Source organism: Streptomyces sp. NPDC045022 (genome assembly GCF_056432605.1).
In genome coordinates, this window is record NZ_JBWKIR010000003.1 from 1 (window position 1) to 22,602 (window position 22,602).

Here is a 22,602-nt window from a genome sequence, read left to right on the forward strand (position 1 = left end):
GCCGTCGCCGTCAGCGGCGGCTCCGGCGCCCGGCTGCGCGAGCGTCTGGCGCCCTCGCTGCCCGGGGCGACCTGGTACGAGGTGGGCGGCGGCACGCTGGACGACGCGGTGCGGCTGGCCGACGAGATGAAGTCCGGCCGCTACGACGCGGTGGTGGGCCTCGGCGGCGGCAAGGTCATCGACTGCGCGAAGTACTCCGCGGCGCGCATCGGCCTGCCCATGGTCGCCGTCGCCACCAACCTCTCGCACGACGGCATCTGCTCGCCCGTTTCCATCCTGGACAACGACGCCGGCCGCGGCTCCTACGGCGTGCCCACCCCCATCGCCCTCCTCATCGACCTGAACGTGATCCGCGAGGCACCGATGCGTTTCGTGCGCTCGGGAATCGGCGACGCCCTGTCCAACATCTCCGCGGTCGCGGACTGGGAGCTGGCCAACCGGGTCAACGGAGAGCAGATCGACGGCCTCGCCGCCGCCATGGCGCGCCAGGCCGGCGAGGCCGTGCTGCGGCATCCGGGCGGATGCGGCGACGACGGGTTCCTGACCGTGCTGTCCGAGGGGCTCGTGCTGTCGGGCATCGCCATGTCGATCGCCGGACACACCCGTCCCTCCTCGGGCGCCTGCCACGAGATCAGCCACGCGCTCGACCTGCTGTACCCCGGGCGGGCGGCGAGCCACGGTGAGCAGGTGGGACTCGGCGCGGCCTTCGCCATGCACCTGCGGGGCGACCACGAGGGCTCGCTGCTGATGGCCGAGGCGCTGCGCCGGCACGGACTGCCGGTGCTGCCGGAGGAGATCGGTTTCACCGTGGACGAGTTCGTCCGCGCCGTGGAGTTCGCCCCGGAGACCCGGCCCGGCCGCTACACGATCCTGGAGCACCTCGAACTGTCGCCGGAGGGCATCGGGCAGGCGTACGCGGCCTACGCGGCGGCGGTCGCCGGCTGAGCACGGCCCGGTTTGACCCTTACGGCCGGGCCCCGTAACCTTGACCGTCGGCGTGTCCACTGAGCACGCCACATCCCCGTAAACCTTTTCCTCCCGGTCACACGGTTGGCTGGGAGAGGTCGTCCGTGGTGTTTTCGGGCGGCTGGCCTGCGAGGGTGCCGTTTCTTCGAGCGAAAGTGAGATCCGCGTGTACGCCATCGTGCGCAGCGGTGGTCGCCAGCACAAGGTTGCTGTCGGCGACATCGTTGAGGTTGACAAGATTTCCACTGCCAATGTTGGCGACACGGTCGAGCTCTCGACCCTGCTCGTTGTCGACGGCGACTCCGTGACCAGCGACCCGTGGGTGCTGGCCGGCATCAAGGTCCAGGCCGAGGTCGTGGACCACCACAAGGGCCAGAAGATCGACATTCTGCGCTACAAGAACAAGACCGGCTACCGCCGTCGGCAGGGCCACCGCCAGCAGTACACGGCGATCAAGGTCACGTCGATCCCCGCGGCTGCGAAGTAAGGGACTGAGGAGAAATGGCACACAAGAAGGGCGCATCGTCCACCCGGAACGGTCGCGACTCCAATGCCCAGCGGCTCGGCGTGAAGCGCTTCGGCGGTCAGGTCGTCAACGCGGGTGAGATCCTGGTCCGCCAGCGCGGCACCCACTTCCACCCCGGCGCCGGCGTCGGCCGTGGCGGCGACGACACGCTGTTCGCCCTGCAGGCCGGTGCGGTGGAGTTCGGTACCCACCGTGGCCGCAAGGTCGTGAACATCGTTCCGGTTGCCTGAATCGCCTGATTCAGCACCGAACGCTTCGCGAGGCGGACCTCACTTCCCGGTCGGGAAGGCGGGTCCGCCTTTCGCGCGTTAAGAGAGAAACACCCGTACTTTCTGGAGGCACTGAACCATGACCACCTTCGTGGACCGCGTCGAACTGCATGTCGCCGCGGGTAACGGAGGTCACGGCTGTGCCTCCGTACACCGCGAGAAGTTCAAGCCGCTCGGCGGCCCGGACGGCGGCAACGGCGGACGCGGCGGTGACGTCATCCTGACCGTCGACCAGTCCGTGACCACGCTTCTCGATTACCACCACTCCCCGCACCGCAAGGCCACCAACGGCAAGCCCGGCGAGGGCGGCAACCGCTCCGGCAAGGAGGGCCAGGACCTGGTCCTGCCGGTGCCGGACGGCACGGTCGTCCTGGACAAGGCGGGCAACGTGCTCGCCGACCTGGTCGGCCACGGCACGTCGTACGTCGCGGCGCAGGGCGGCCGGGGCGGCCTGGGCAACGCGGCCCTGGCCTCCGCCCGCCGCAAGGCGCCGGGCTTCGCGCTGCTCGGCGAGCCCGGGGACCTCCAGGACATCGTCCTGGAGCTGAAGACGGTCGCCGACGTGGCCCTGGTGGGCTACCCGAGCGCCGGCAAGTCCTCGCTGATCTCCGTGCTCAGCGCCGCCAAGCCGAAGATCGCCGACTACCCGTTCACGACGCTCGTGCCGAACCTGGGCGTGGTGACCGCCGGCTCGACCGTGTACACGATCGCCGACGTGCCCGGCCTCATCCCCGGCGCCAGCCAGGGCAGGGGTCTCGGCCTGGAGTTCCTGCGGCACGTGGAGCGGTGCAGTGTGCTGGTGCACGTGCTGGACACCGCGACCCTGGAGTCCGACCGCGACCCCGTCTCCGACCTCGACATCATCGAGGAGGAGCTGCGGCAGTACGGCGGCCTCGACAACCGGCCCCGGATCGTCGTCCTGAACAAGGTCGACGTGCCCGACGGCAAGGACCTCGCCGAGATGGTCCGCCCCGACCTGGAGGCGCGCGGCTACCGCGTCTTCGAGGTGTCGGCCGTCGCCCACATCGGGCTGCGGGAGCTGACCTTCGCGCTCGGCGAGCTGGTCGCCAAGGCACGCGCCGCCAAGCCGAAGGAGGAGGCGACGCGGGTCGTCATCCGGCCCAAGGCCGTGGACGACACGGGCTTCACCGTCACCCGCGAGGACATCGGCGGCGAGCCGCTGTTCCGGGTGCGCGGGGAGAAGCCCGAACGCTGGGTCCGCCAGACCGACTTCAACAACGACGAGGCCGTCGGCTACCTCGCCGACCGTCTCAACCGCCTCGGTGTGGAAGAGGAGTTGATGAAGGCGGGTGCCCGCACCGGTGACGGTGTCGCCATCGGCCCGGAGGAGAACGCGGTCGTCTTCGACTGGGAGCCGACGGTCATGGCCGGCGCCGAGATGCTCGGCCGGCGCGGCGAGGACCACCGCTTGGAGGCGCCTCGGCCCGCGGCGCAGCGCCGTAGGGACCGGCAGGCCGAACACGACGACTCGCAGCGGGAGTTCGACGACTTCGAGCCCTTCTAGCCGCTCGGTCACGGCGGTTCGGCTGTTACAGCACCTTTACAGCATTTTGCGTCAACCGCCGTATGGGTGAAACCGAGTCGACGGGTGGGCGGCGATACGGTGACATGACCGAGTGAGGGTGGGGAGCGTCCGACGATGCTCCCCACCCCGTGCACGTCGTGTTCCATGGGGGAAAGAGATATGGGCTCCGCGCCCGGCAACCGTCCCACAGTCTCTGTGATCATTCCGGTCCACAACGCGGCCGACCATCTGCCGGAGTGCCTGCGGTCCATCGCCGACCAGTCGATCGGATTCGAGCGGCTGGAGATCGTCGCGGTGGACGACGGCTCCACCGACGGCAGCGGCGAGCTGCTCGACGCGTGGGCGCAGCGCCACCCCGGCCGGATCCGGGTGGTGCACCAGGAGAACTCCGGCGCGCCGGGTGGCCCGCGCAACCGGGCCATCGGTATGGCCGAGGGCGAGTTCCTGTTCTTCGCCGATCCCGACGACTATCTGGGCACCGAGGCTCTGGAACGCCTGGTCGGCGCCGCCGAGCGCAACGACTCCGACGTGGTGCTGGGGAAGATCAAGGGCGTCGGGCGCAAGGCTCCGGTGACCCCGTTCCGCGCGAACGTGGACGGTGGGGACATCTTCACCTCCAAGGGCGTCTGGTCCCTCACCGCGCACAAGCTCTTCCGCCGCGCGCTGGTCGAGAAGCACGGGCTGCGGTTCGCGGAGGGGCTCCGGCTGGCCGAGGAACAGATCTTCGTGGTGCCCGCCTACCTGCACGCCCGGTCGATCTCCGTCGTGTCCGACTACGACTGCTACTACCTGGTCCGCCGCGACGACTTCCCGCACCTCACCCATGAGGTCCCGGACCCCGCCCCGTTCTACGCGAACGTGCGGGACGTACTGAACATCGTGGCGGCGCACGTCCCACCCGGCGGACGGCGCAACAAGCTGCTCCACCGCTGGCTCACCCTGGAGATCCTCGGCCGCTTCGACGGGCGCTTCGCCGGCCTGCCCGAGGAGACCCGCGCCCTGCACGTGAAACTCGCCGGGGACCTGCTGCGCGGGTACATGCCGCAGGCGCTCGTGGACCAGCTGCCGCCGCTGTCCAGGCTGCGCTGCCTGCTGATCTCCCAGGGGCTCGTCGAGGAACTCACCGCCCTCACCACGCTGGTCCCCAGGCCCGAGCCGAAACCGAAGTCCGACCGGCAGCCCGCGCCCGCCACCGAGCCGGCCCGGCCGACGCCCCGGCAGCCGCGCGGGGGACTCGGCCGGTACACCCCGGGCAACGTACTCAGAGGCGTCAGACGCCGCCTACGGCACGCGCGTTGACGCACTCCGCCGGACCGGACTCCACCGGACCGGACGAGAAAAAGGGGCGGGGCCCGGAGGACACTCCTCCGGGCCCCGCCCCTTTCGTGCTCGCTCAGAGCTCCTTGGCCTGCTCCAGCATCCGGTCCACGACCCGCGCCGAGGCGTGGCCGTCGTCCAGGTCGCAGAACAGGTGGTGGAAGCGGTCGAAGCGGTCCTGGTACTCGGCGGACACCTTGTCGATGTCCTCGATCGCGTCGACCAGCTCCTTCGAGGTGAAGACCAGCGGGCCGGGCGAGTCCTGCTCGAAGTCGAAGTAGAAGCCGCGCAGGGTGTCCCGGTAGTGCTCGAGGTCGTACGTGAAGAAGAGCATCGGGCGCTTCAGGTGGGCGTAGTCGAACATGACCGACGAGTAGTCCGTGATCATGATGTCGGCCGCCAGGTACAGCTCGGCGATGTCCGGGTACTCGGACACGTCCCACACGAAACCGTTGCCGGCCCCCGGCACCGCGTCCACGACGTTGGAGTGGCGGCGGATGAGCAGGACATGGTCGTCGCCGAGTCGCCGCTGCGCGTCCTCGACGTCGATCCGCAGGTCGAACCGGTACTGGCCCTGGCTGTGCGCCTGGTCGTCCCGCCAGGTCGGTGCGTACAGCACGACCTTCTTGCCCGCCGGCAGGCCGAGCTGCTCCCTCACCCGCGCGGCGATGCGGTCCTTGTCCGGCGAGTACAGGTAGTCGTTGCGGGGGTAACCCGCTTCCAGGATCTCCCCGTCGTAGGAGAAGGCACGCTTCAGGATCGGCGTGCTGAACCGGTTGGAGGACACCACCATGCTCCACTGCTTCGCCTCCAGCGCCAGCTTCTCCTGGTAGCGGCGGTCGAAGTGCAGCGTGTCGATGTCGTGGCCGATCTTCTTCAGCATCGTGCCGTGCCAGGTCTGGACGATGACCTGGCCGGGGCGCCGCTCGATCCAGTCCGGCAGGTGGCCGTTGGTGACGATGTAGCGGCTGGAGGCCAGCGCCTCGTACCACTCGCGGCCCCACATGCGGACACGCTCCACGCCGTCGGGCAGGACGACCTGTCCGTCGCGCACGGCCCACAGGTGCTTGAGGTCGGTGCCCCGGGCGACCAGCTCCTCGTACATCGCCTTCGGGCTGTCGGAGAACTGCTTGCCGTTGTAGCTGAGGTAGAAGACCTGGTCCTTCAGCGGCTGCTGCCGCAGCGGCGCGTACACCTCCTGGCGCAGCTGCCGCTGCCGGTACGGGCCGCGCTCGAGGTCGTCCAGCTCGGAACGGCAGTTCAGCTGCGGGAAGTCGGCCCAGCGGTTCTCCAGCCAGTAGCGGCGGCCGCCCAGTTCGGCACGGAGCGGGAACTGCCGCGACGCGAGGCGGTCGGTGACGAAGGGCACGTCGGGACCCTCGCCGTCGGCCGGGCGCAGGAAGAGGTTCCAGCGGCCCGCGCGCAGCGGCACGTTGCCGTTGCCGTTGCCGCCGAGCGTGGAGGGGTCGAAGTCGACCTCGAAGCGGCCGTCCTCGAGCCAGCGCGGCTCGACGAAGCGCTCCTCGAAGCGGGCACGGGGCTTGAGCAGCAGCCGGGCGCCGGTGAGCCGGGCATCGGTGCGTCCGGTGATGGCGATACGGCCGTCCTGCAGAGCGACCCGGTCGATCACGGCCCGCCGGGTGCGGCCGGCCAGCTTCAGATAACCGTTGTGCCCGCCGATCACGGCCAGTTCACCCAGCTCGGCGTGCTCGCCCAGCGAGGCGGGCAGGTCGAACCGCCCGTCGGCCAGACCCTCCTGCAGCACCGTGCTGAACTGGCGCTCGGTGCCCTTCGGGTCCGTGGCCACCAGCGCGGTGGACCAGATGCGCTTCTCCGGCTGGGCCAGGGCGTCGACACCCTCGTGGAACATCAGCGCCACGTCGGCCACCGGGACCTGGACGGAGAACCGGCGGGTGCCGCCCTCCTCGGTCACCTCGACCGGGTACTCGTGGACCTCGGCGCCCTTCTGGTTCTTCGCCCGCAGCGCCACGCGCTCGCCGGCTGCCAGGGGAACCCGGATCTCGCCGGTCACCCGCAGCAGGTCACCCTCCAGCGTCCAGCCGGTGACCAGCGCGCGGACCTTCTCGACGCGCAGCTTGAGCGCGCCGCGCTCGACCGACGGCAGCATCCGGAAGTCGGGGCTCAGCCAGCGGTACGGCGGGAAGTTGCAGGCGGCGCCACCACTGGACTGCACGGCGGCACGGCGCACCAGACCGGAGGCGTACAGGCCGAGGCCCACGTGCCACAGGCCCTCCTGCCACTCACCGCCCTTGCGCAGCTTCGCCGGGTCGATGGTGACCTCCCAGCCGGCCCAGTCGTAGTTGTACCGGTCCTGGCCGGAGTCGGTGGTGCGCTCGGGGCACTCCACGTTCCTGGTGGGCAGCACCATGCGGCGGCGGGACTTGTCCTTGCGCAGCTGCAGGACCTTGACGGACGAGCGCTTCGAGGGCAGGTCGATCTTGTCGATCCAGGCGTGCCCGGCCAGCACCAGCTTGCCGTCGGACCAGCTGACGTCCTGCAGCGGAGCGCGCATGCGCAGGTCCTGGTCGATGCGCAGCGCCTTGCGCGGGACGTCCAGGTCGGCGTCGGCCAGGGCCGGGAAGGAGGCGTACTTGCGGACCAGGCCGCGGACCTCGATGGCCTCCTTGCGGCGCTGCGATGCCAGCAGGAGGATCAGCTCGTCGAGCTGGTGCTTGCGGACCAGCAGCCACTGCACCCGCAGGTGGGTCGGCAGGGCCATGACGACCTTGGGGTCGATGTGGTCCAGGAAGCGGTTGGCCGACCGCAGGAACTCGGCGCGGTACTCCTCGTCACCGTCGGGCACCACGTTGAGGAACAGCCGCAGGTCGTCCACGAGGACCCGGGTGTCGTACTCCTGCTTGAGGCGGGCGAAGGTCTCGCCGGGCTGCTTGCCCAGGAAGTCGCTGATCTCCAGGACGGAGGTGACGCGGTCGCGCACACCGGCCGGGTCGGTACGGCGCTGCGTGATGGAAGGGGCCGACTCGCCCTCGCGCAGCCGCCAGTAGTAGCAGGGCTCGGAGATCACGTCGACGGCGTCGGCGAGGTAGTGCGCCCGCATGGTGACGGGCGTGTCCTCGTACAGGCGGCCCTCGGGGAAGGCGAAGCCGTGCTTGTCCCAGAACGTCCGGCGGAACACCTTGTTGCAGGCTATTCGGTCGGCGACGAGCTTGGCGTACTCGGCGATGTGGGTGCGCTGGCGTGCTTCGCCCGCGAGCATCCGCATCAGCGGGACCTGCCAGGTCTTCTCGCCCTTGAGGTGGAAGACGTTGCCGGTGGCGAAGTCGGAGCCGGTCTCGTCGAGGCTGCCCACCATCAGGCGGTAGGCGTCCGGCGGGATGAGGTCGTCGCTGTCGACGAACGTCAGGAACTCCGCCTCGGGGGACATATGGGCGATGCCGGTGTTACGGGCGGCGCCCAGCCCCCCGTTCTCCTTGCGTATCAGCCGGAACCGCGGGTCGCGCGCCGCGTAGGACTCGGCTATCGCCGCGGAGCCGTCGGGTGAACCGTCGTCCACCATCAGGACCTCGAAGTCCTGGAACGTCTGCGCCGCCAGCGAGTCGAGACAGGCCGGCAGATAGTGCTCGACGTCGTACATGGGGACGATGACACTGAGCCGAGGGGCCATTCTTGTCGATCTCCTTCTCGGGGTCAGGCCCGCTCGACGGCTGCGAGCGCCTGGGCGGGGGCCGGTGCGTGGGAACGCTCTGCGAACGGCACGAAGGGCAGCGGCTGCGTCTCGCCGAGGAAGACCCGCCGCACCACGCGTTCGGCGGCGTGCCCGTCGTCGAACTCGCAGAACCGACGGCGGAAGGCGTCACGGCGCGTGGCCGCGTCCTGCCCGCGGTACTCGTCCGATCCGAGCAGGTGGATCAGCTCGTCCTGCGTGGTGGCCACCGCGCCCGGCGACTCCTGAAGCAGGTTGAAGTAGGTGCCGCGCACGGCGGAGTAGATGTCCCAGTCGGGCGCGTAGATGATGATCGGCCGGTCCAGGACGGCGTAGTCGAACATCGCGGAGGAGTAGTCCGTGATCAGCGCGTCCGCGGCGAGATACAGCTCCTCCACCCGGGCGTGCCCCGACACGTCGACGATCCGCCCGCTGCGGCGCAGCTCGGCCACGTGGGGCGAGCTGCCGTAGAAGTAGTGGCCGCGCACCAGCAGGGTCACGTCGGGCCCCAGCTCGTCGGCGAGCCGGGCGAGGTCGAGGCTCGGCACGAAGCCGGGCTGGTACTCGCGGTGCGTGGGCATGTACAGGAACGCCTTGGTGCCCTCGGCGAGTCCCAGCGCCGCGCGGGCCCGGCGCACATCCTCGGACGTGCCGTTGACGAGGATGTCGTTGCGGGGATAGCCGGTCTCCAGCGAGACGTAGGAGCACGGGTACACCCGCTCCCAGACGGCGGTGGAGAAGCGGTTGGCGCTGACGCTGAAGTCCCAGCGGTCGCAGCGTTCCAGGAGCTTGTCGAAGTCCATGTCCGTCGAGGCGGGGTACTTGCGCTGGTCGAGCCCCATGGTCTTCAGCGGAGTGCCGTGGTGGGTCTGCAGATGGACCTGGCCCTCGCGCTTGACCACGCTGTCGGCGAAGTTGACGTTGTTGACCAGGTACTTGGCGCGCGCGAGTGCGGCCCAGTACTCCTTGGAGCCGACCCGGACGTACTGCACGCCCTCGGGCACCTGGTCCACCGCGTCCGGCCGGACGGCCCAGACCCGGCGGACGTGCGGGGCGAGCCGGGCGAGTTCGGCGTCGATGGCCGCCGGGTTGCAGGAGACGCTGCGGCTCCAGTAGGCGGAGAAGAGCGCCAGGTTCTCGTCCAGCGGCAGCCGGAGCTGCGACTGGTAGAAGACGCCCATCGCGCTGCGCTTGGACCGGTTGATGGCCGTGCGGGTACGGGTCCTGACCGCCTTGCGGAGCTTCACGGCGGCGGTGGCACCGGCCATGGCGGTGTACGCGTCCTTCTCCAGCATCGCGTACTTGTGGCCACGGCCTCCCCCCGGCCGCTGGAAGCCCTGCGGGAGCCGGGCGCGGTAGTCGGCGGCGGCGCGGTGGAAGAACTCCGCCCGCGCATCCGCCGGCAGGCGGTCGGGCCGCTCCAGGATGGTCAGGAAGTGGTCGACCATCTTGCGGAACAACGGCTCCCGCCACTCCGCGAGCCCGGGGCGGGCGTCGAGGTAGTCGAAGACACGGCGGTACTGGTCGAAGACGTCGAAGTGCTTACGGCTGACCGTCTTCAGGATGTTGCCGCCCTCGCGGCGCTGGCGGTACATCACGCAGACCCGGTCCAGCACCGCGATGCGCTCGGCACTGATCATCGAGCAGAACGTCCAGGGGGCGTCCTCGTAGTAGCCGGGCGGGAAGGTGAGGTCGTGCCGGGTGACGAAGTCCCGGCGATAGGCCTTGTTCCAGACGATCTGCAGCAGGTTCAGCAGCTGCGGGCGCTCGGAGAGCGGGAAGGCCTCCGGACCGTCGGGCTGAAGCAGTTCGGCGCGCTGGTTGGGGCGGACCCGGCCGTCCCAGTAGCTGCGCGCGTAGTCGTAGACGAGTATCTCGGGGTCCCCGGCGGCTTCCAGCCGCTCGGATATCGCGCGCAGCGCGCCGTCGGTCAGGGTGTCGTCGCTGTCCAGGAACAGTACGTAATCGCCCTGAACCTTCTCCATGCCCGCATTGCGTGCGCGCCCCAGTCCCACGTTCTCCGTGAGGTGAATCACGTGAACGCGCGCGTCCCGGTCCGCGTAATCGTCGAGAATGGCGCCCGAACCGTCCGGCGAGCAGTCGTCGACCGCGACGACCTCGAAGTCCGTGTAGTCCTGCCCGAGCACCGAGTCCAGGCACTCGGTGAGGTAGCCCTGCACCTTGTAGACAGGGATGACGAGAGAGAGTCTGGGCATCCTTACAACCTGTTCCGAGACTGATCACGAGAGCGTGGGCCGAGGCCAGAGCACGCTCCGCCCGCCGGCGGGCCTGCAGCGCGCCGTCGCATCAGCGTAAAGGATTCACTTGAAGTTTCCGTGAGCAAGGTAGCCGGGCGATCGGGTCACGGAACAGTCGCAGAGACCATACCTCTCCTCGCTCGGGACATTCTTCCACCCCGGCCGGTGGACCAGTTCCCCCCTCGCCGTCACCCCTGTGGTCTTTTGCCGTAGTTGTCGGAAATTGCCCGACTCGATTTTCCGCTGCCCATGGACGAGTCTGCTGTCCACTGACGGAGACCGAGGAGGCACGGGATGAGCTGGCTGGTCACGGGCGGCGCCGGGTACATCGGTGCGCATGTCGTACGCGCCATGACGGAGAACGGCGAGCACGTGGTCGTGTACGACGACCTGTCGACCGGCAGCGCGGGCCGGGTCCCCGGCGATGTCCCGCTGGTGGTGGGCAGCGTGCTGGACCGGGCTCTCCTGGAGCGGACGATGCGGGACCACGCCGTGACGGGTGTGGTGCACATCGCAGCCAAGAAGCAGGTGGGGGAGTCGGTGGAGCGGCCGCTCCACTACTACCGCGAGAACGTCACCGGTCTGCAGACCCTGCTGGAGGCGATGGCGGCCACCGGTGTCGGCCGGATCGTCTTCTCCTCGTCCGCCGCCGTCTACGGCATGCCGGACGTCGACCTCGTGACCGAGGACACCCCGTGCGCACCCATGAGCCCCTACGGCGAGACGAAACTGATCGGCGAGTGGCTGATCGACGCCGCCGCCAAGGCCCACGGGATCCGGGCCGTGTCCCTGCGCTACTTCAACGTGGCCGGTGCCGCCGCCCCGGAACTGTCCGACGCGGGTGTCTTCAACCTCATCCCCATGGTGTTCGAGCGGCTCGAGGCCGGCGAGGCGCCCCGGATCTTCGGCGACGACTACGCCACCCCGGACGGCACCTGCGTACGTGACTACATTCATGTCCAGGACATCGCCTCCGCCCACCAGGCGGCCGCGGCACGTCTGCGCGAGGCCCCCGAGGGAACCTCGCTCGTCCTCAACATCGGCCGCGGCGAGGGCAGCTCGGTCCGCGAGATGGTGGACCGCATCCTGAAGGTCACCGGTAACGAGCAGGTGACGCCCGAGGTGACCGACCGCCGTCCCGGAGACCCGGCGCGGGTCGTCGCGTCGGCGGACCGCATCCACGCGGAACTGGGCTGGACGGCCCGTCTGGGCCTCGACGACATGATCGAGTCCGCCTGGCTGGGGTGGCGTCACCGGCACGGCTGAGCGACCGGGTGGCGTCACCGGCAGGCCCGAGCGACGGGTGGCGTCACCGGCAGGCCTGAGCCCGCGCGCCCATGCCGTCAGGCCTTCAGCTCCGCCCTGTCTCCCATCACCACGACGGGGTGGAGTCCGGGGTCGAGGGTGCGCAGCAGGTACTCCATGTCCGACTCGGACTGGCTCACACAGGCCGAGGTGCCGCTGCCGTGGTCCATGTGCAGCCAGATGCTGCCGCCCTTCGACTGCCCCTGCGGCCGGGTCGGGTCATTGGGCGCGGTGCCCTTGACGCGGTTGTAGTCGATGGCGATCACGTAGTCGAAGTCGTGCCAGTACGGCTTCTTCCAGTAGCGGGGGGCCTGGAAGGCCGCGGACCGCGTGTACGGCAGCTTGACCCCGGGCGCGGCGAGCACACCGCCCGCGTCGCTCAGCGTGAACACGCCCACCGGGCTGCGCAGGTCCCCCTCGTGATGGTCCGTCGTCCAGCCCTTGCGCCCGTTGTGCGCCGCCCAGGAGCGGTCCTGCCGCCAGACGGAGCCGTGCTTGGTGAAGAGAACGACGGTGGAGTCGGGGGAGTTCCGGCCCGCGCCGTACACGGCGACCACCTGGCGGGAGCCGGCCGGTACGCGTCGCCACAGCCGGTCGCCGATGCCGGGCACGCGCTTCAGGGCCGTCTTGCGCGGCTGTGCGGCATCGTCCCGGTCGCGCGCGGCGGCGGCCCCCTGGTCCGAAGCGCCGCACGCCGTAAGGGACATCACCAGCAACCCACCGCAGACCCCGCCCACGGCGGCCCGTATCGAACCTCGTTTCCGCATGGGATCCATGGTCGCAGACCGCCCCTGGCGAGCCTGCCCCTGGCCTGTCGCAGCCTCAGACCAGCACGTCCTTGTAGTAGATGCTGGCCTTCTTGCGCTGGTCCGTGTCGGACGTGTACGAGGAGAAACCGCTGCACAGCCGCAGGGCCTGCGGGTTGCTCGGGTCGGGGATCTGGATGGCCATGCCCTCGGGCTCGCGGTAGGAGAGGGTGTACCCGGCCTTGGTGAGCTTCTGCTCCTTCACGGTGCCGGTGTTCCAGTCCACGGATGTGATGAAGGTGTTGCCGTCCGGCGACACGGAGCCGTCCTTGCCGTACTGCGAGCCGGCCAGGAGGTAGAGGTAGCTGCCGTAGCTCGTGAAGCCCTGGAAGGTGTCGCTGTAACCGGGCTGGAGGTCGGCGGGCTGCGCGACGTCCGCGAGGGTGGTCCGGCCGCCGGCCTTGAAGGACGCGAGGTCGTACAGGCGGAAGCGGAAGGCGCCGCTCACCCGGCAGCGGTTCAAGTGCCACATGGGCAAGGACTGCCCGGACGACGCGGAGAAGGCGGGCAAGTACACGGCCCCTCCGTTCGAGGAGGCCACCCAGCCTGGCTTCGACTGGGACGCGTACTACGCCCAGATGGAGAAGGTGTACCAGGCGCAGAAGGCAGCCAGGAAGGTCATTCCGACCATCACGACGCCGATCCAGAGCGCCATGACGCTGGCTCCGGGGCCGATGGACAAGGGGCCGGACCTTCGCTTGGGCAGTCACCGGCACCGGCGAGGAGACGGTCGGTCCGGACATCGGAGCTGGTCTCACCGGCAACATCCTGCTCAGCAACGCGGACTCCCTGCAGCAGCTTCGAGGTGACGCCTCCGGATTCGACGGCTCGTTCGGTCCGTTCCGAGGCGGCTGGCGCGGAACCTATGCGACGAAGAATTCCAGAGGTGACACGGTGAACAGCTTCACCGGCGGCTGGGGCATGGCAATGGAAAACGGCGTGAATTTCGCCTCGGGGCGACGGGTATCACCAGAGTCGCTGACATACCGAAGGGAGTGGTCGGCATCGTCAAGTCCATCTTGGCTGGGTGCAGGAGGTTCCGTGATATCGGATCTTTTCAGGATCTTTTGTATTGCTGTTCCAGCAGTCTTCTTCTTTTTCGTTGCACTCGATTACCGCAACATCGGACTGCGAGTATTCGACTTCCTGGATGCGGTGACCTCTGCTGCGCCCTCCACCATGACGCCGGACCGATTCAGATTCGTGGCCGGCCTTTTCTCCGTCGTCGGATGCGGCTTCGTCGTCTATCTGGCCGGCCGTCTCTGACCGCCGGCCGGCGCGGCCCACGGCCTGGTGCGCACCGTCCGGGAAGCGGACCGCCCGAGTACGCTCCGTACACATCGCGTAGATTGCGAAAGCCATGCCCGACGGGACGTGGCCGCGAGGTCGGAGGGAAGCACGTGTCAGCGGCAAGGCAGCAGGTCGCCAAGGCCCGCAGGATCGTCGTCAAGGTGGGGTCCTCCTCGCTGACCACCGCCGCCGGCGGCCTCGACGCCGACCGCGTCGACGCGCTCGTCGACGTCCTCGCCAAGAGCCGCAGCGGGGGCGAACGAGAGATCGTCCTCGTCTCCTCCGGTGCCATCGCCGCCGGTCTCGCCCCGCTGGGCCTGCGCCGCCGCCCCAAGGACCTCGCCCGCCAGCAGGCCGCCGCCAGCGTCGGCCAGGGGCTGCTCGTGGCCCGCTACACCGCATCCTTCGCCCGCTACGGTGTCCGCGTCGGCCAGGTACTGCTGACCAGCGACGACATGAGCCGGCGCGCCCACCATCGCAACGCCTCCCGCACCCTCGACAAGCTGCTCGCGATGGGCGCCCTCCCGATCGTCAACGAGAACGACACCGTCGCCACCGACGAGATCCGCTTCGGCGACAACGACCGCCTCGCCGCCCTCGTCGCCCACCTCGTCCACGCCGACCTGCTGGTCCTGCTCTCCGACGTCGACGGCGTCTACGACGGAGACCCCAGCAAGCCCGGCACCTCCCGGATAGCGGAGGTGAAGGGTCCCCAGGACCTCGCGGGCGTCGAGATCGGCAGCGCGGGCAAGGCCGGCGTGGGCACCGGCGGCATGGTCACCAAGGTCGAGGCCGCCCGCATCGCCGCCGCCGCCGGCGTCACGGTGGTGCTGACCAGCGCCGTCCACGCCGCCGAGGCACTCGGCGGAGGTGACACCGGCACCTACTTCCACCCCACCGGCAAGCGCTCCGCCGACCGGCTCCTCTGGCTCCAGCACGCCTCCACCCCGCAGGGCGCGCTGACCCTGGACGACGGGGCGGTCGACGCGGTCGTGAAGGGCCGCAAGTCGCTGCTGCCCGCCGGCATCGCCGACGTGCAGGGCGAGTTCAGCGCCGGCGACCCCGTCGAGCTGCGGGACGCGACGGGCCGCGCGGTGGCCCGCGGACTCGTCAACTTCGACGCCAAGGAGATCCCCCGGCTGATCGGGCGTTCGACCCACGAGCTGGCACGGGAGCTGGGCCCGGCGTACGAACGCGAGGTCGTACACAGGGACGACCTGGTGCTCCTGCACGCGCAACTCTCGTAGCAGCGCTCGTAAAACGGGGCGTAAGGACCGCCCCCGGTGGGGGACGTTCCGTAAAACCACCACGCGGAGCCGTGCGGCCTGCTCAACTTTGTCTCGGGGACATTGTGAAGGGACACGTTCCGTCAAGGGCCATGCGAGGCATGCGTGAAGGAGGCCGTCGTGAGACGAGTGCGCTCTGGGGCGGCGTCCCGCGGTGCTCTGACGAGCGTCGCCGCCGGGGACACCTATGAGGAGCCCAAGGACCTGCCCCGCCTGTGGCACGTCACCCTCAGCGTCTCCGGTGAGAAGGTCCCGCTGCCGGACCTGCGGCGAGCGCTGGAACAGCTCGCCCACGACCACCCCTTCCTGCTGACCAGCAGATACGCGAGCGACCACGCGGAGATCCGCTACTGGGAAGAGGCCCGCGACCTGCACGACGCCGCCGCCGTGGCGCTGCGCCTGTGGGGCGAGCACAGGCAGAGCGCCGGACTGCCGGCCTGGGAGATCGTCGGCCTGGAGGTCATCGACCGGGAGACGTACCACCAGCGCCTCGCCGAGGGGTACGGCCCGGCCCCCGCCACCCCCGTCGGCGTCCACCCCTTCTGAGCCCGCCGCGGTCCGCGGGCCCCGCGTGCCGGCCGGCGAGGCCTGCCGGTAGGTTCGGCGGGGCGCATGTGGATCATGCGTTCAGCCGAACACACCGCCACACAAGGGGGACCATGGAGCAGCACACCATCGGACGCCGCGGAATACTGCGGGCCGCGGGCGGTCTGGGGATCGCGGCGCTCGGTGTGGGAGCCGCGTCGGGCACGGCCTCCGCCGCCATCGCCGCCTCGCCGCGCTTCGACCTCACCGCGCCGTCCTACGACCTGTTCCGCAACCGGCGGCTGCACGACGACACCGTCCAGCAGGGCTTCGCCTTCGACAGCGTCAACAAGCGCCTGTTCGTCGCCCAGCGACGCAACGGCAGCGGCGAGAAGTCCGGCGACCTCTGCATCACCGAACTGGACCTCGCCGGCAACTACGTCTCCGCCATGCACCTGAAGGGCTTCGGCCACGGCGTCTCCTTCGGCGTCGAGCCACGGGGCCGCGACAGCTGGCTGTGGACGGAGGTGGACGCGAACAAGAACGGTTACGGCACCCGGCTCGGCCGCTTCAAGTTCGTACGAGGCGGCTCGCTCTCCCACACCTCCTCCGCGATCAAGAAGTACCGCCCGGTGGCGAGCGCCGTGGAGTTCACCTGCTCCATCGATCATGTGCACGGCCTCATGCTCGTCCGCCACCACAAGAACGGCGCCAAGTACCTCGCCGCCTACCGGATGAGCCAGGCCACCGCCGGCGACTTCAGCACGCCGGTGGCGTACCTCAAGCAGCCCTCGATCCCGGGCACCGCGCAGGGATACACCTCCTACGGCCGCTACCTGTACTACCTGACCGGCAACTCCTACTCGGCGTCCAACCCCCGGCCCGGGAACACCCGCCTCACCTGTGTCGACCTGAACTCGGGCGCCGTCAAGCAGGGGCCCGTCCTCACCAAGGCGGGCGAGAGCCTCTCCTTCCGCGAGCCGGAAGGCCTGGCCGTCCACCGCACCGACTCGGGCCAGGCCCGCCTCTTCCTCGGCTTCGCCTCCGGCACCGGGGGCGACCGCCGCTCCAACCTCTTCTACAAGAAGGCGCTGGTCTGACCGTCATGTGAGGCCGGGTCGCGGTGCCGCCCCTGGGAGCAGCGGGCCCGGGGGCGCACCGTCTCGGCTTCCGGGACGATTGCCGCGCCCCGCCTCCGGGCGCACTACCCTGCGGGTATGACCACGCTCTCGCCCTACGACTCGATGTCTCCGGTCACCCAGGCCGCCTACCGGGCCAAGGCCGCCGCCGCCGACCTCGCGCCGCTGCCGCGTGCCGTCAAGGACGACGCGCTGCTCGCCGTCGCCGACGCCCTGGAGGTCCGGACCGCCGAGATCGTCGAAGCCAACGCCAAGGACGTGGCCAAGGCCCGGGAGAACGGCACCAGCGAGGCCATCGTCGACCGGCTCACCCTCACCCCCGAGCGGATCCGCGCCATCGCCTCCGACGTCCGCGACGTCGCGAAGCTGCCCGACCCGGTCGGCGAGGTCGTCCGCGGCTCCACGCTCCCCAACGGCATCGACCTGCGCCAGGTCCGCGTCCCGCTCGGCGTCGTCGGCATCGTCTACGAGGCCCGCCCCAACGTCACCGTCGACGCCGCCGCCCTCTGTCTGAAGTCCGGCAACGCCGTCCTGCTGCGCGGCTCCGCCTCCGCCTACGAGTCCAACACCGCCCTCGTCCGGGTGATCCGGGACGCCGTCGGAGGTGCCGGGCTGCCCGCCGACGCCGTCCAGCTGGTGCCCGGCGAGAGCCGCGAATCCGTGCGTGAGCTGATGCGCGCCCGCGGCCTGGTCGACGTCCTCATCCCGCGCGGCGGCGCCTCCCTGATCCGGACCGTGGTGAACGAGTCCGTCGTCCCCGTCATCGAGACCGGCACCGGCAACTGCCACGTCTACGTCGACGCCCGGGCCGACATCGACACGGCGATCGACATCCTGATCAACTCCAAGGCCCAGCGGGTCAGCGTCTGCAACGCCGCCGAAACCCTCCTGGTCCACCAGGACATCGCCCCCGAGTTCCTGCCGCGCGCCCTGGACGCCCTCGCCGAGGCCGGCGTCACCGTCCACGCCGACGAGCGGGTCATGGCCTACGCCAAGGACTCCAAGGCCACCGTGGTCGAGGCGACCCCGGAGGACTGGGAGACGGAGTACCTGTCGTACGACATCGCCGCCGCCGTCGTCGATTCGCTGGACAAGGCCGTCGAGCACATCCGGCTCTGGACCTCCGGCCACACCGAGGCGATCGTCACCACCTCCCAGCAGGCCGCCCGCCGCTTCACCCAGCTGGTCGACTCCACCACCGTCGCCGTCAACGCCTCCACCCGCTTCACCGACGGCGGCCAGTTCGGCTTCGGCGCGGAGATCGGCATCTCCACCCAGAAGCTGCACGCCCGCGGCCCGATGGGGCTGCCGGAGCTGACCAGCACGAAGTACATCGTCACCGGCGACGGCCACGTCCGCCGCTGAGGTCCACCCCTTCGGCCGCGCCCCGGGAACGCCCTCGGCGCGGCCGAAAGGCGTCTCACCAAGCGGATGAATTTCCCTACCGTCTGCCCAAATTGACCCCCCAGGTCTACTCTGGACGTGTGCCGGAGGACGTGGGGGGCACGCCGTTCCCTGACGGCTGGGAGCCCGACGACGACCACGACCACGGGGTGCCGGACGAAGAGTTCGCCTCCGTGGTCTTCGACGAGGCTTTCGTACAGGCGGCCACGGTCCACGAGCCGACCGCCGTCGAACGCCTCCTGGCCGCCGCGCAGGCCAGAGCCGAGGCCTCCGAGGCGGAGGCCCGCCGCGCCCACGCCAGAGGCGACCGATACGACGACGTCTACCGCCCCGAGGGGACCGGATTCGGTCAAGATCGGGACGACGACGAACTGGACGACGCCGACGACCCCGGCGACCACCACGGCCCCTTCGGTGCCTACGGCAAGCAGATACGCTGGCACCGACCCGTGGCCTGGGTGCTCGCCGTCGTGATGGGCATCGGCATGATCGCCCTGGCCTTCGCCGCGGTCTACCGGGGAGCCTCCTCGGGCACCCGCGACCGGGTGCCCGCCCCCGCCTCGACCGGTCTGGAACAGGGCAGCGCGGCCGCTCCGTCCGTCTCCGCCGAGTACTCCCAGCCGGCCGCCTCGGCCACCCCGCGCTCCCCCTGAGCGCCGGCGCCCGCGCCGGGTGAGAACCTGTCAGAACTTGTCGTGCGGCTGGGCGTTTACCCGAGGCTCGCGAGACCTACTCTCAAAGTATGGGCGGGCCTGGAGACCCACCGGAGGGGACACCCGAGGGCGGCCCCGGCGGTGCAGAGGACGAGTACCGATCCGTCGTGTTCGACGAGTCGTTCGTCCGCGCTGCCCGCCTCCAGGAGTACTCGGCCGAGGAGCGGATGACCGATCACGCCCCCGCCGTACGCCGCCGCCCGCCCCTGCACCGCGGACTCGCCCGGCAGGTGCTGATCCTCGCCGTGCTGATCACCGTCGCCTTCGGTGTCGCGCTCTACATGGGCGTCCGCCACCCCTACGGCTCCCCGCAGGGCCGGCGGCCCGTCGAGCCCCTGCGGATGACGGTCATCCCGCTCGCCCCGCCGGGCAGGGTGCCCGGCGCCGCCGACGCCGAGAGCCTGTACGCGCACAGCCCCGCCGCCCAGTTCGAGATCGGCGCCGAGGGCATACCGCTGCCGGCCCTTCACAGCACCGCCCACTTCTCCGACAGCCAGGTCGTCTCCGCGCTCACCACCGTCAAGGACTACATCGTCCGCTCCTCGCTCTACCCCGAGGTGCTGACCGGCCGGCAGGCCGGTCCCGCCCGCACCCTGCTCGACCCCGACCAGCTCGACCAGTTCGACCAGAGCTTCGACCACCCGGCGGCGGACGGCCGGCACGCCCCCACCGGCTGGCTGGTCCGCCTCGACCCCTCCCGGGCCCAGCTGGCGGACGACAAGATCCGCGTCCAGGGCAGTCTGCGGGCCACCGAGACCGACTCGGCCACCCTGGAGATCACCGCCGACCACACCTTCGTCTACGCCCTGCGGCCCACCGGCGCCGCCGCCGCACCCGTGTCCCTCTTCACGGTCCGCCGCGAGGTGACCTTCCGCTTCCACCGCGACGACCTGCGCACCCACCAGGTCCAGCTCGTCACGTCCTACGTCCAGGCGGGGCCCCTGTCCTGCGCCGAGGACTCCAGCGCCTACCTCCACCCGCTCCTGGCCGGCCAGACGGCCAGGACGGGCGGCCCCGCGGGCACCAACCCCTACGAGACGGACAACACCCCGGCCCTGTGCGGCACGCTGTCCACGGGGGCCGAGCCGACGGCCTGAGCGGTGCCGAACGCGTACGGGATCCCGGCGGCTACTCCTGGTCCCCTCGGGGAGCATCCGCGGGACCACCGTCGGCCGGCGGCGGGCTCCTGAAGCCGTCGAAGCCGCGCCGGACCCGGCCGCCTATGTCGCCCGCGCCGCCCGCGAGGTCCGTGACCAGCTTCATCAGCGGGTCCTTGGAACTCTTCACATCGCCGGCATAGCTGGCCGCGGACTCGCGGAAGGAGTCGCCGACGGAGGTGTCCTGGTCCTCGCTGCGCCGCGGGTAGTGGCCGTCCATGATCCGCTGGTAGTCCCGGGACTCGGCCCACTTCTTCAGCTCGGCCGCCCGCACGGTGGTGAACGGGTGCGAGCGGGGCAGCACGTTCAGGATCTTCAGCACCGAGTCGCGCAGATCACCCCCGGAGTCGTACTCCTCGGCCTGCTCCAGGAACGCGTCCACGTTCATCTCGTGCAGGTGGTTGCCGCCCGCGATCTTCATCAGGCCCCGCATCGAGGCCCGGACGTCCTGGCCCACCAGCAGCCCCGCCCGGTCGGCGGACAGCTCCGACTTGCGGAACCACTCCCTGAGCGCCGTCACGACCGCCATGATCGCCAGGTTGCCGAGCGGGATCCAGGCGACCTTCAGCGCGAGGCTCGTCAGGAACAGCAGGATCGTCCGGTACACCGAGTGCCCGGACAGCGCGTGTCCCACCTCGTGCCCGACGACCGCCCGCATCTCCTCCTCGTCGAGCAGTTCGACGAGCCCGGTCGTGACCACGATGATCGGCTCGTCCAGGCCGATGCACATCGCGTTCGGCTGCGGGTCCTGCGTGACGTACATCGGCGGGACCTTCTCCAGGTCCAGGATGTAACAGGCGTCCAGCAGCATGTCGTGCAGGTGCGAGAACTGCCGCTCGGAGACCCGCACCGAGTCGGACAGGAACAGCAGCCTCAGGCTCCGCTCCGGCAGCAGCCCGCTGAGCGCCTTGAAGACGGTGTCGAACCCGCTCAGCTTGCGCAGCGCGACCAGGGCCGACCGGTCGGCCGGGTGCTCGTACGCGCGCGAGGAGATCCCCGGGAAGCGCCTGCGCTGCCTGCTGGGCACACGCTCGTGCCCGGTCTGCTGGTGGCCGTCGTCGGACATGTCTTCCCCCATGTGCGTGTGAGTGCCCTGTGCCCCCGAGGCGGGGCCCAGCCTAGGCGGAGATACCGTGGACGGGCAGTACAGCCGAAGGAGTCCACGTCATGGAGCACCATCCCGCAGCCGCCTGGCTGACCGAGGCAGCCGCGAGCGCCGTCCAGCAGCACGGGCAGGGCAACCTGCTTCGCATCGTCCTCGTCGTGATGGTCCTGGGCTGTGTACTGACCGCCTGGTTCCTGCTGCGCGGCTACAAGCGGAAGGACGACTGACGGGCGGCGAAGGTTCCCCGCCGGCAGACGGTGGACATACCCGCCCACGGGCGCCCGCCGACCGCCGCCCGTCACCAACGGCGGAGTCGGCGTGATCGCCGCGCGGCAGCCCGCTTACGATGAGCCGACATCTTTATCCCGCCCACACGCGATAGGTCCTGCCGAAGATGAGCTTCCACAGCGCCGCAGCCCAGTTGGTCACCCTTGCCGCCGAAGGCGAGGAGCACGGCGGAAACCACAACAGCCTGAACCCGGCCATCACCGGCGGCGGCGCCCTGATCATCCTGCTCCTCCTGCTGTGGATCACCACCCGCTTCAACCGCGACCGCTGAGCGGGGAACCCGTCCCCGGCCGGACGCCCGAGACCGGGCCGGTAGGGTCTGCACGCATGGGAGAGCAGGACATGCCTACCGGTCCGGCGCACGAGACCGCCGACGACACGGTGAAGCACCCGCAGTACGGGCCGGGCAACGGCCCCGTTCACACGGGCAAGCGGCGTCTGGGCGTCATGGGCGGAACCTTCGACCCGATCCACCACGGGCACCTCGTGGCGGCCAGCGAGGTCGCCGTGCGGTTCCAGCTGGACGAGGTGGTGTTCGTGCCCACCGGCCAGCCGTGGCAGAAGTCCCACCGCAAGGTCTCCCCGGCCGAGGACCGCTATCTGATGACGGTCATCGCGACCGCCGAGAACCCCCAGTTCTCCGTCAGCCGCATCGACATCGACCGCGGGGGCCCCACCTACACCGTGGACACCCTGCGCGACCTGCGCGCCCTCAACCCCGACACCGACCTGTTCTTCATCACCGGCGCCGACGCCCTCGCCCAACTGCTGACCTGGCGCGACTCGGTGGAACTGTTCTCCCTCGCGCACTTCATCGGCGTCACCCGCCCCGGACACCACCTGACCGACCCGGGCCTGCCGGAGGGCGGCGTCTCGCTCGTCGAGGTGCCGGCGCTCGCCATCTCCTCCACAGACTGCCGTACGAGAGTCGCCAACGGAGACCCCATCTGGTACATGGTGCCGGACGGAGTCGTGCGCTACATCGACAAGCGCGAGCTGTACCGCGGCGAGTGAGCC

At 70.1% G+C, this 22,602-nt stretch carries 21 protein-coding genes; 16 read left to right on the plus strand and 5 right to left on the minus strand.

Annotated elements, in window-relative coordinates:
- The 5 genes from AC07C1_RS06160 to AC07C1_RS06180 all read left to right on the plus strand — a co-directional run.
- Window positions 1-945: iron-containing alcohol dehydrogenase family protein (locus tag AC07C1_RS06160; protein WP_478937246.1), on the plus strand; the 945-nt coding region annotated here is incomplete at its 5' end.
- Between the two features lie 187 nt (window positions 946-1,132).
- Window positions 1,133-1,453 carry a 50S ribosomal protein L21 gene (rplU, locus tag AC07C1_RS06165; protein WP_478937248.1) on the plus strand — a complete coding sequence of 107 codons (321 nt, stop codon included), beginning with the start codon at window positions 1,133-1,135 and terminating at the stop codon, window positions 1,451-1,453.
- A gap of 14 nt (window positions 1,454-1,467) precedes the next feature.
- Window positions 1,468-1,722, plus strand: coding sequence for a 50S ribosomal protein L27 (gene rpmA / locus AC07C1_RS06170; protein WP_023550764.1), 255 nt, complete (start codon window positions 1,468-1,470; stop codon window positions 1,720-1,722).
- A 118-nt stretch (window positions 1,723-1,840) separates the two neighbouring features.
- Window positions 1,841-3,286 carry a GTPase ObgE gene (gene obgE / locus AC07C1_RS06175; protein ID WP_478937250.1) on the plus strand — a complete coding sequence of 482 codons (1,446 nt, stop codon included), beginning with the start codon at window positions 1,841-1,843 and terminating at the stop codon, window positions 3,284-3,286.
- Between the two features lie 216 nt (window positions 3,287-3,502).
- On the plus strand, window positions 3,503-4,606 hold the full coding sequence (locus AC07C1_RS06180; protein ID WP_478937251.1) for a glycosyltransferase family 2 protein: 1,104 nt from the start codon (window positions 3,503-3,505) through the stop codon (window positions 4,604-4,606).
- 94 nt (window positions 4,607-4,700) lie between these two features.
- Here AC07C1_RS06180 and AC07C1_RS06185 read toward each other — a convergent pair whose 3' ends face one another.
- Window positions 4,701-8,270 (minus strand): bifunctional glycosyltransferase/CDP-glycerol:glycerophosphate glycerophosphotransferase, encoded by a 3,570-nt coding sequence (locus tag AC07C1_RS06185; RefSeq protein WP_478937252.1) that lies wholly within the window; start codon window positions 8,268-8,270, stop codon window positions 4,701-4,703.
- A 23-nt stretch (window positions 8,271-8,293) separates the two neighbouring features.
- The gene (locus tag AC07C1_RS06190; RefSeq protein WP_478937253.1) at window positions 8,294-10,525 is read right to left on the minus strand and encodes a bifunctional glycosyltransferase/CDP-glycerol:glycerophosphate glycerophosphotransferase; all 2,232 of its coding nucleotides are present in this window, start codon (window positions 10,523-10,525) and stop codon (window positions 8,294-8,296) included.
- A 336-nt stretch (window positions 10,526-10,861) separates the two neighbouring features.
- On the opposite strand from AC07C1_RS06190, the gene galE reads away from it, so the two are divergent.
- Complete coding sequence (galE, locus tag AC07C1_RS06195) at window positions 10,862-11,833, plus strand: UDP-glucose 4-epimerase GalE (RefSeq protein WP_478937254.1); 972 nt, start codon at window positions 10,862-10,864, stop codon at window positions 11,831-11,833.
- 77 nt (window positions 11,834-11,910) lie between these two features.
- Here galE and AC07C1_RS06200 read toward each other — a convergent pair whose 3' ends face one another.
- Both AC07C1_RS06200 and AC07C1_RS06205 read right to left on the minus strand, forming a co-directional pair.
- A complete protein-coding gene (locus AC07C1_RS06200) occupies window positions 11,911-12,639 on the minus strand; it encodes a L,D-transpeptidase family protein (RefSeq protein ID WP_478937255.1) in 729 nt (242 codons plus the stop codon).
- 55 nt (window positions 12,640-12,694) lie between these two features.
- Window positions 12,695-13,195, minus strand: a complete 501-nt coding sequence (locus tag AC07C1_RS06205) for a teichoic acid biosynthesis protein C (protein WP_478937256.1) — start codon at window positions 13,193-13,195, stop codon at window positions 12,695-12,697.
- Between the two features lie 377 nt (window positions 13,196-13,572).
- Between AC07C1_RS06205 and AC07C1_RS06210 the strand changes: the two genes are divergently transcribed.
- The 7 genes from AC07C1_RS06210 (at window position 13,573) to AC07C1_RS06240 (ending at window position 20,132) form a co-directional block, all read left to right on the plus strand.
- A complete protein-coding gene (locus AC07C1_RS06210) occupies window positions 13,573-13,944 on the plus strand; it encodes a hypothetical protein (protein ID WP_478937257.1) in 372 nt (123 codons plus the stop codon).
- Between the two features lie 134 nt (window positions 13,945-14,078).
- A complete protein-coding gene (gene proB / locus AC07C1_RS06215; RefSeq protein ID WP_478937259.1) occupies window positions 14,079-15,215 on the plus strand; it encodes a glutamate 5-kinase in 1,137 nt (378 codons plus the stop codon).
- Between the two features lie 159 nt (window positions 15,216-15,374).
- Entirely contained in the window at window positions 15,375-15,800 is a 426-nt protein-coding gene (locus AC07C1_RS06220) for a hypothetical protein (RefSeq protein ID WP_478937260.1), read from the plus strand.
- A 113-nt stretch (window positions 15,801-15,913) separates the two neighbouring features.
- A complete protein-coding gene (locus tag AC07C1_RS06225; RefSeq protein WP_478937261.1) occupies window positions 15,914-16,879 on the plus strand; it encodes a phage baseplate protein in 966 nt (321 codons plus the stop codon).
- A gap of 117 nt (window positions 16,880-16,996) precedes the next feature.
- Window positions 16,997-18,283: a glutamate-5-semialdehyde dehydrogenase gene (locus AC07C1_RS06230; protein ID WP_478937262.1), complete on the plus strand. Its 1,287-nt coding sequence runs from the start codon at window positions 16,997-16,999 to the stop codon at window positions 18,281-18,283.
- A 119-nt stretch (window positions 18,284-18,402) separates the two neighbouring features.
- The gene (locus tag AC07C1_RS06235; protein WP_478937263.1) at window positions 18,403-18,975 is read left to right on the plus strand and encodes an SCO2584 family spore wall biosynthesis protein; all 573 of its coding nucleotides are present in this window, start codon (window positions 18,403-18,405) and stop codon (window positions 18,973-18,975) included.
- An 89-nt stretch (window positions 18,976-19,064) separates the two neighbouring features.
- Window positions 19,065-20,132 carry an SCO2583 family membrane protein gene (locus AC07C1_RS06240; RefSeq protein WP_478937264.1) on the plus strand — a complete coding sequence of 356 codons (1,068 nt, stop codon included), beginning with the start codon at window positions 19,065-19,067 and terminating at the stop codon, window positions 20,130-20,132.
- A 31-nt stretch (window positions 20,133-20,163) separates the two neighbouring features.
- On the opposite strand, the gene AC07C1_RS06245 is transcribed toward AC07C1_RS06240, so the two are convergent.
- The gene (locus AC07C1_RS06245) at window positions 20,164-21,258 is read right to left on the minus strand and encodes a M48 family metallopeptidase (protein ID WP_478937265.1); all 1,095 of its coding nucleotides are present in this window, start codon (window positions 21,256-21,258) and stop codon (window positions 20,164-20,166) included.
- Between the two features lie 101 nt (window positions 21,259-21,359).
- Between AC07C1_RS06245 and AC07C1_RS06250 the strand changes: the two genes are divergently transcribed.
- The 3 genes from AC07C1_RS06250 to nadD all read left to right on the plus strand — a co-directional run bounded on the left by AC07C1_RS06250 (window position 21,360) and on the right by nadD (window position 22,599).
- On the plus strand, window positions 21,360-21,524 hold the full coding sequence (locus AC07C1_RS06250; RefSeq protein ID WP_478937267.1) for a hypothetical protein: 165 nt from the start codon (window positions 21,360-21,362) through the stop codon (window positions 21,522-21,524).
- 167 nt (window positions 21,525-21,691) lie between these two features.
- The gene (locus tag AC07C1_RS06255; RefSeq protein WP_318203581.1) at window positions 21,692-21,856 is read left to right on the plus strand and encodes a hypothetical protein; all 165 of its coding nucleotides are present in this window, start codon (window positions 21,692-21,694) and stop codon (window positions 21,854-21,856) included.
- A 56-nt stretch (window positions 21,857-21,912) separates the two neighbouring features.
- Complete coding sequence (nadD, locus tag AC07C1_RS06260) at window positions 21,913-22,599, plus strand: nicotinate-nucleotide adenylyltransferase (RefSeq protein ID WP_478937268.1); 687 nt, start codon at window positions 21,913-21,915, stop codon at window positions 22,597-22,599.
- The last annotated feature ends 3 nt before the right edge of the window (window positions 22,600-22,602 follow it).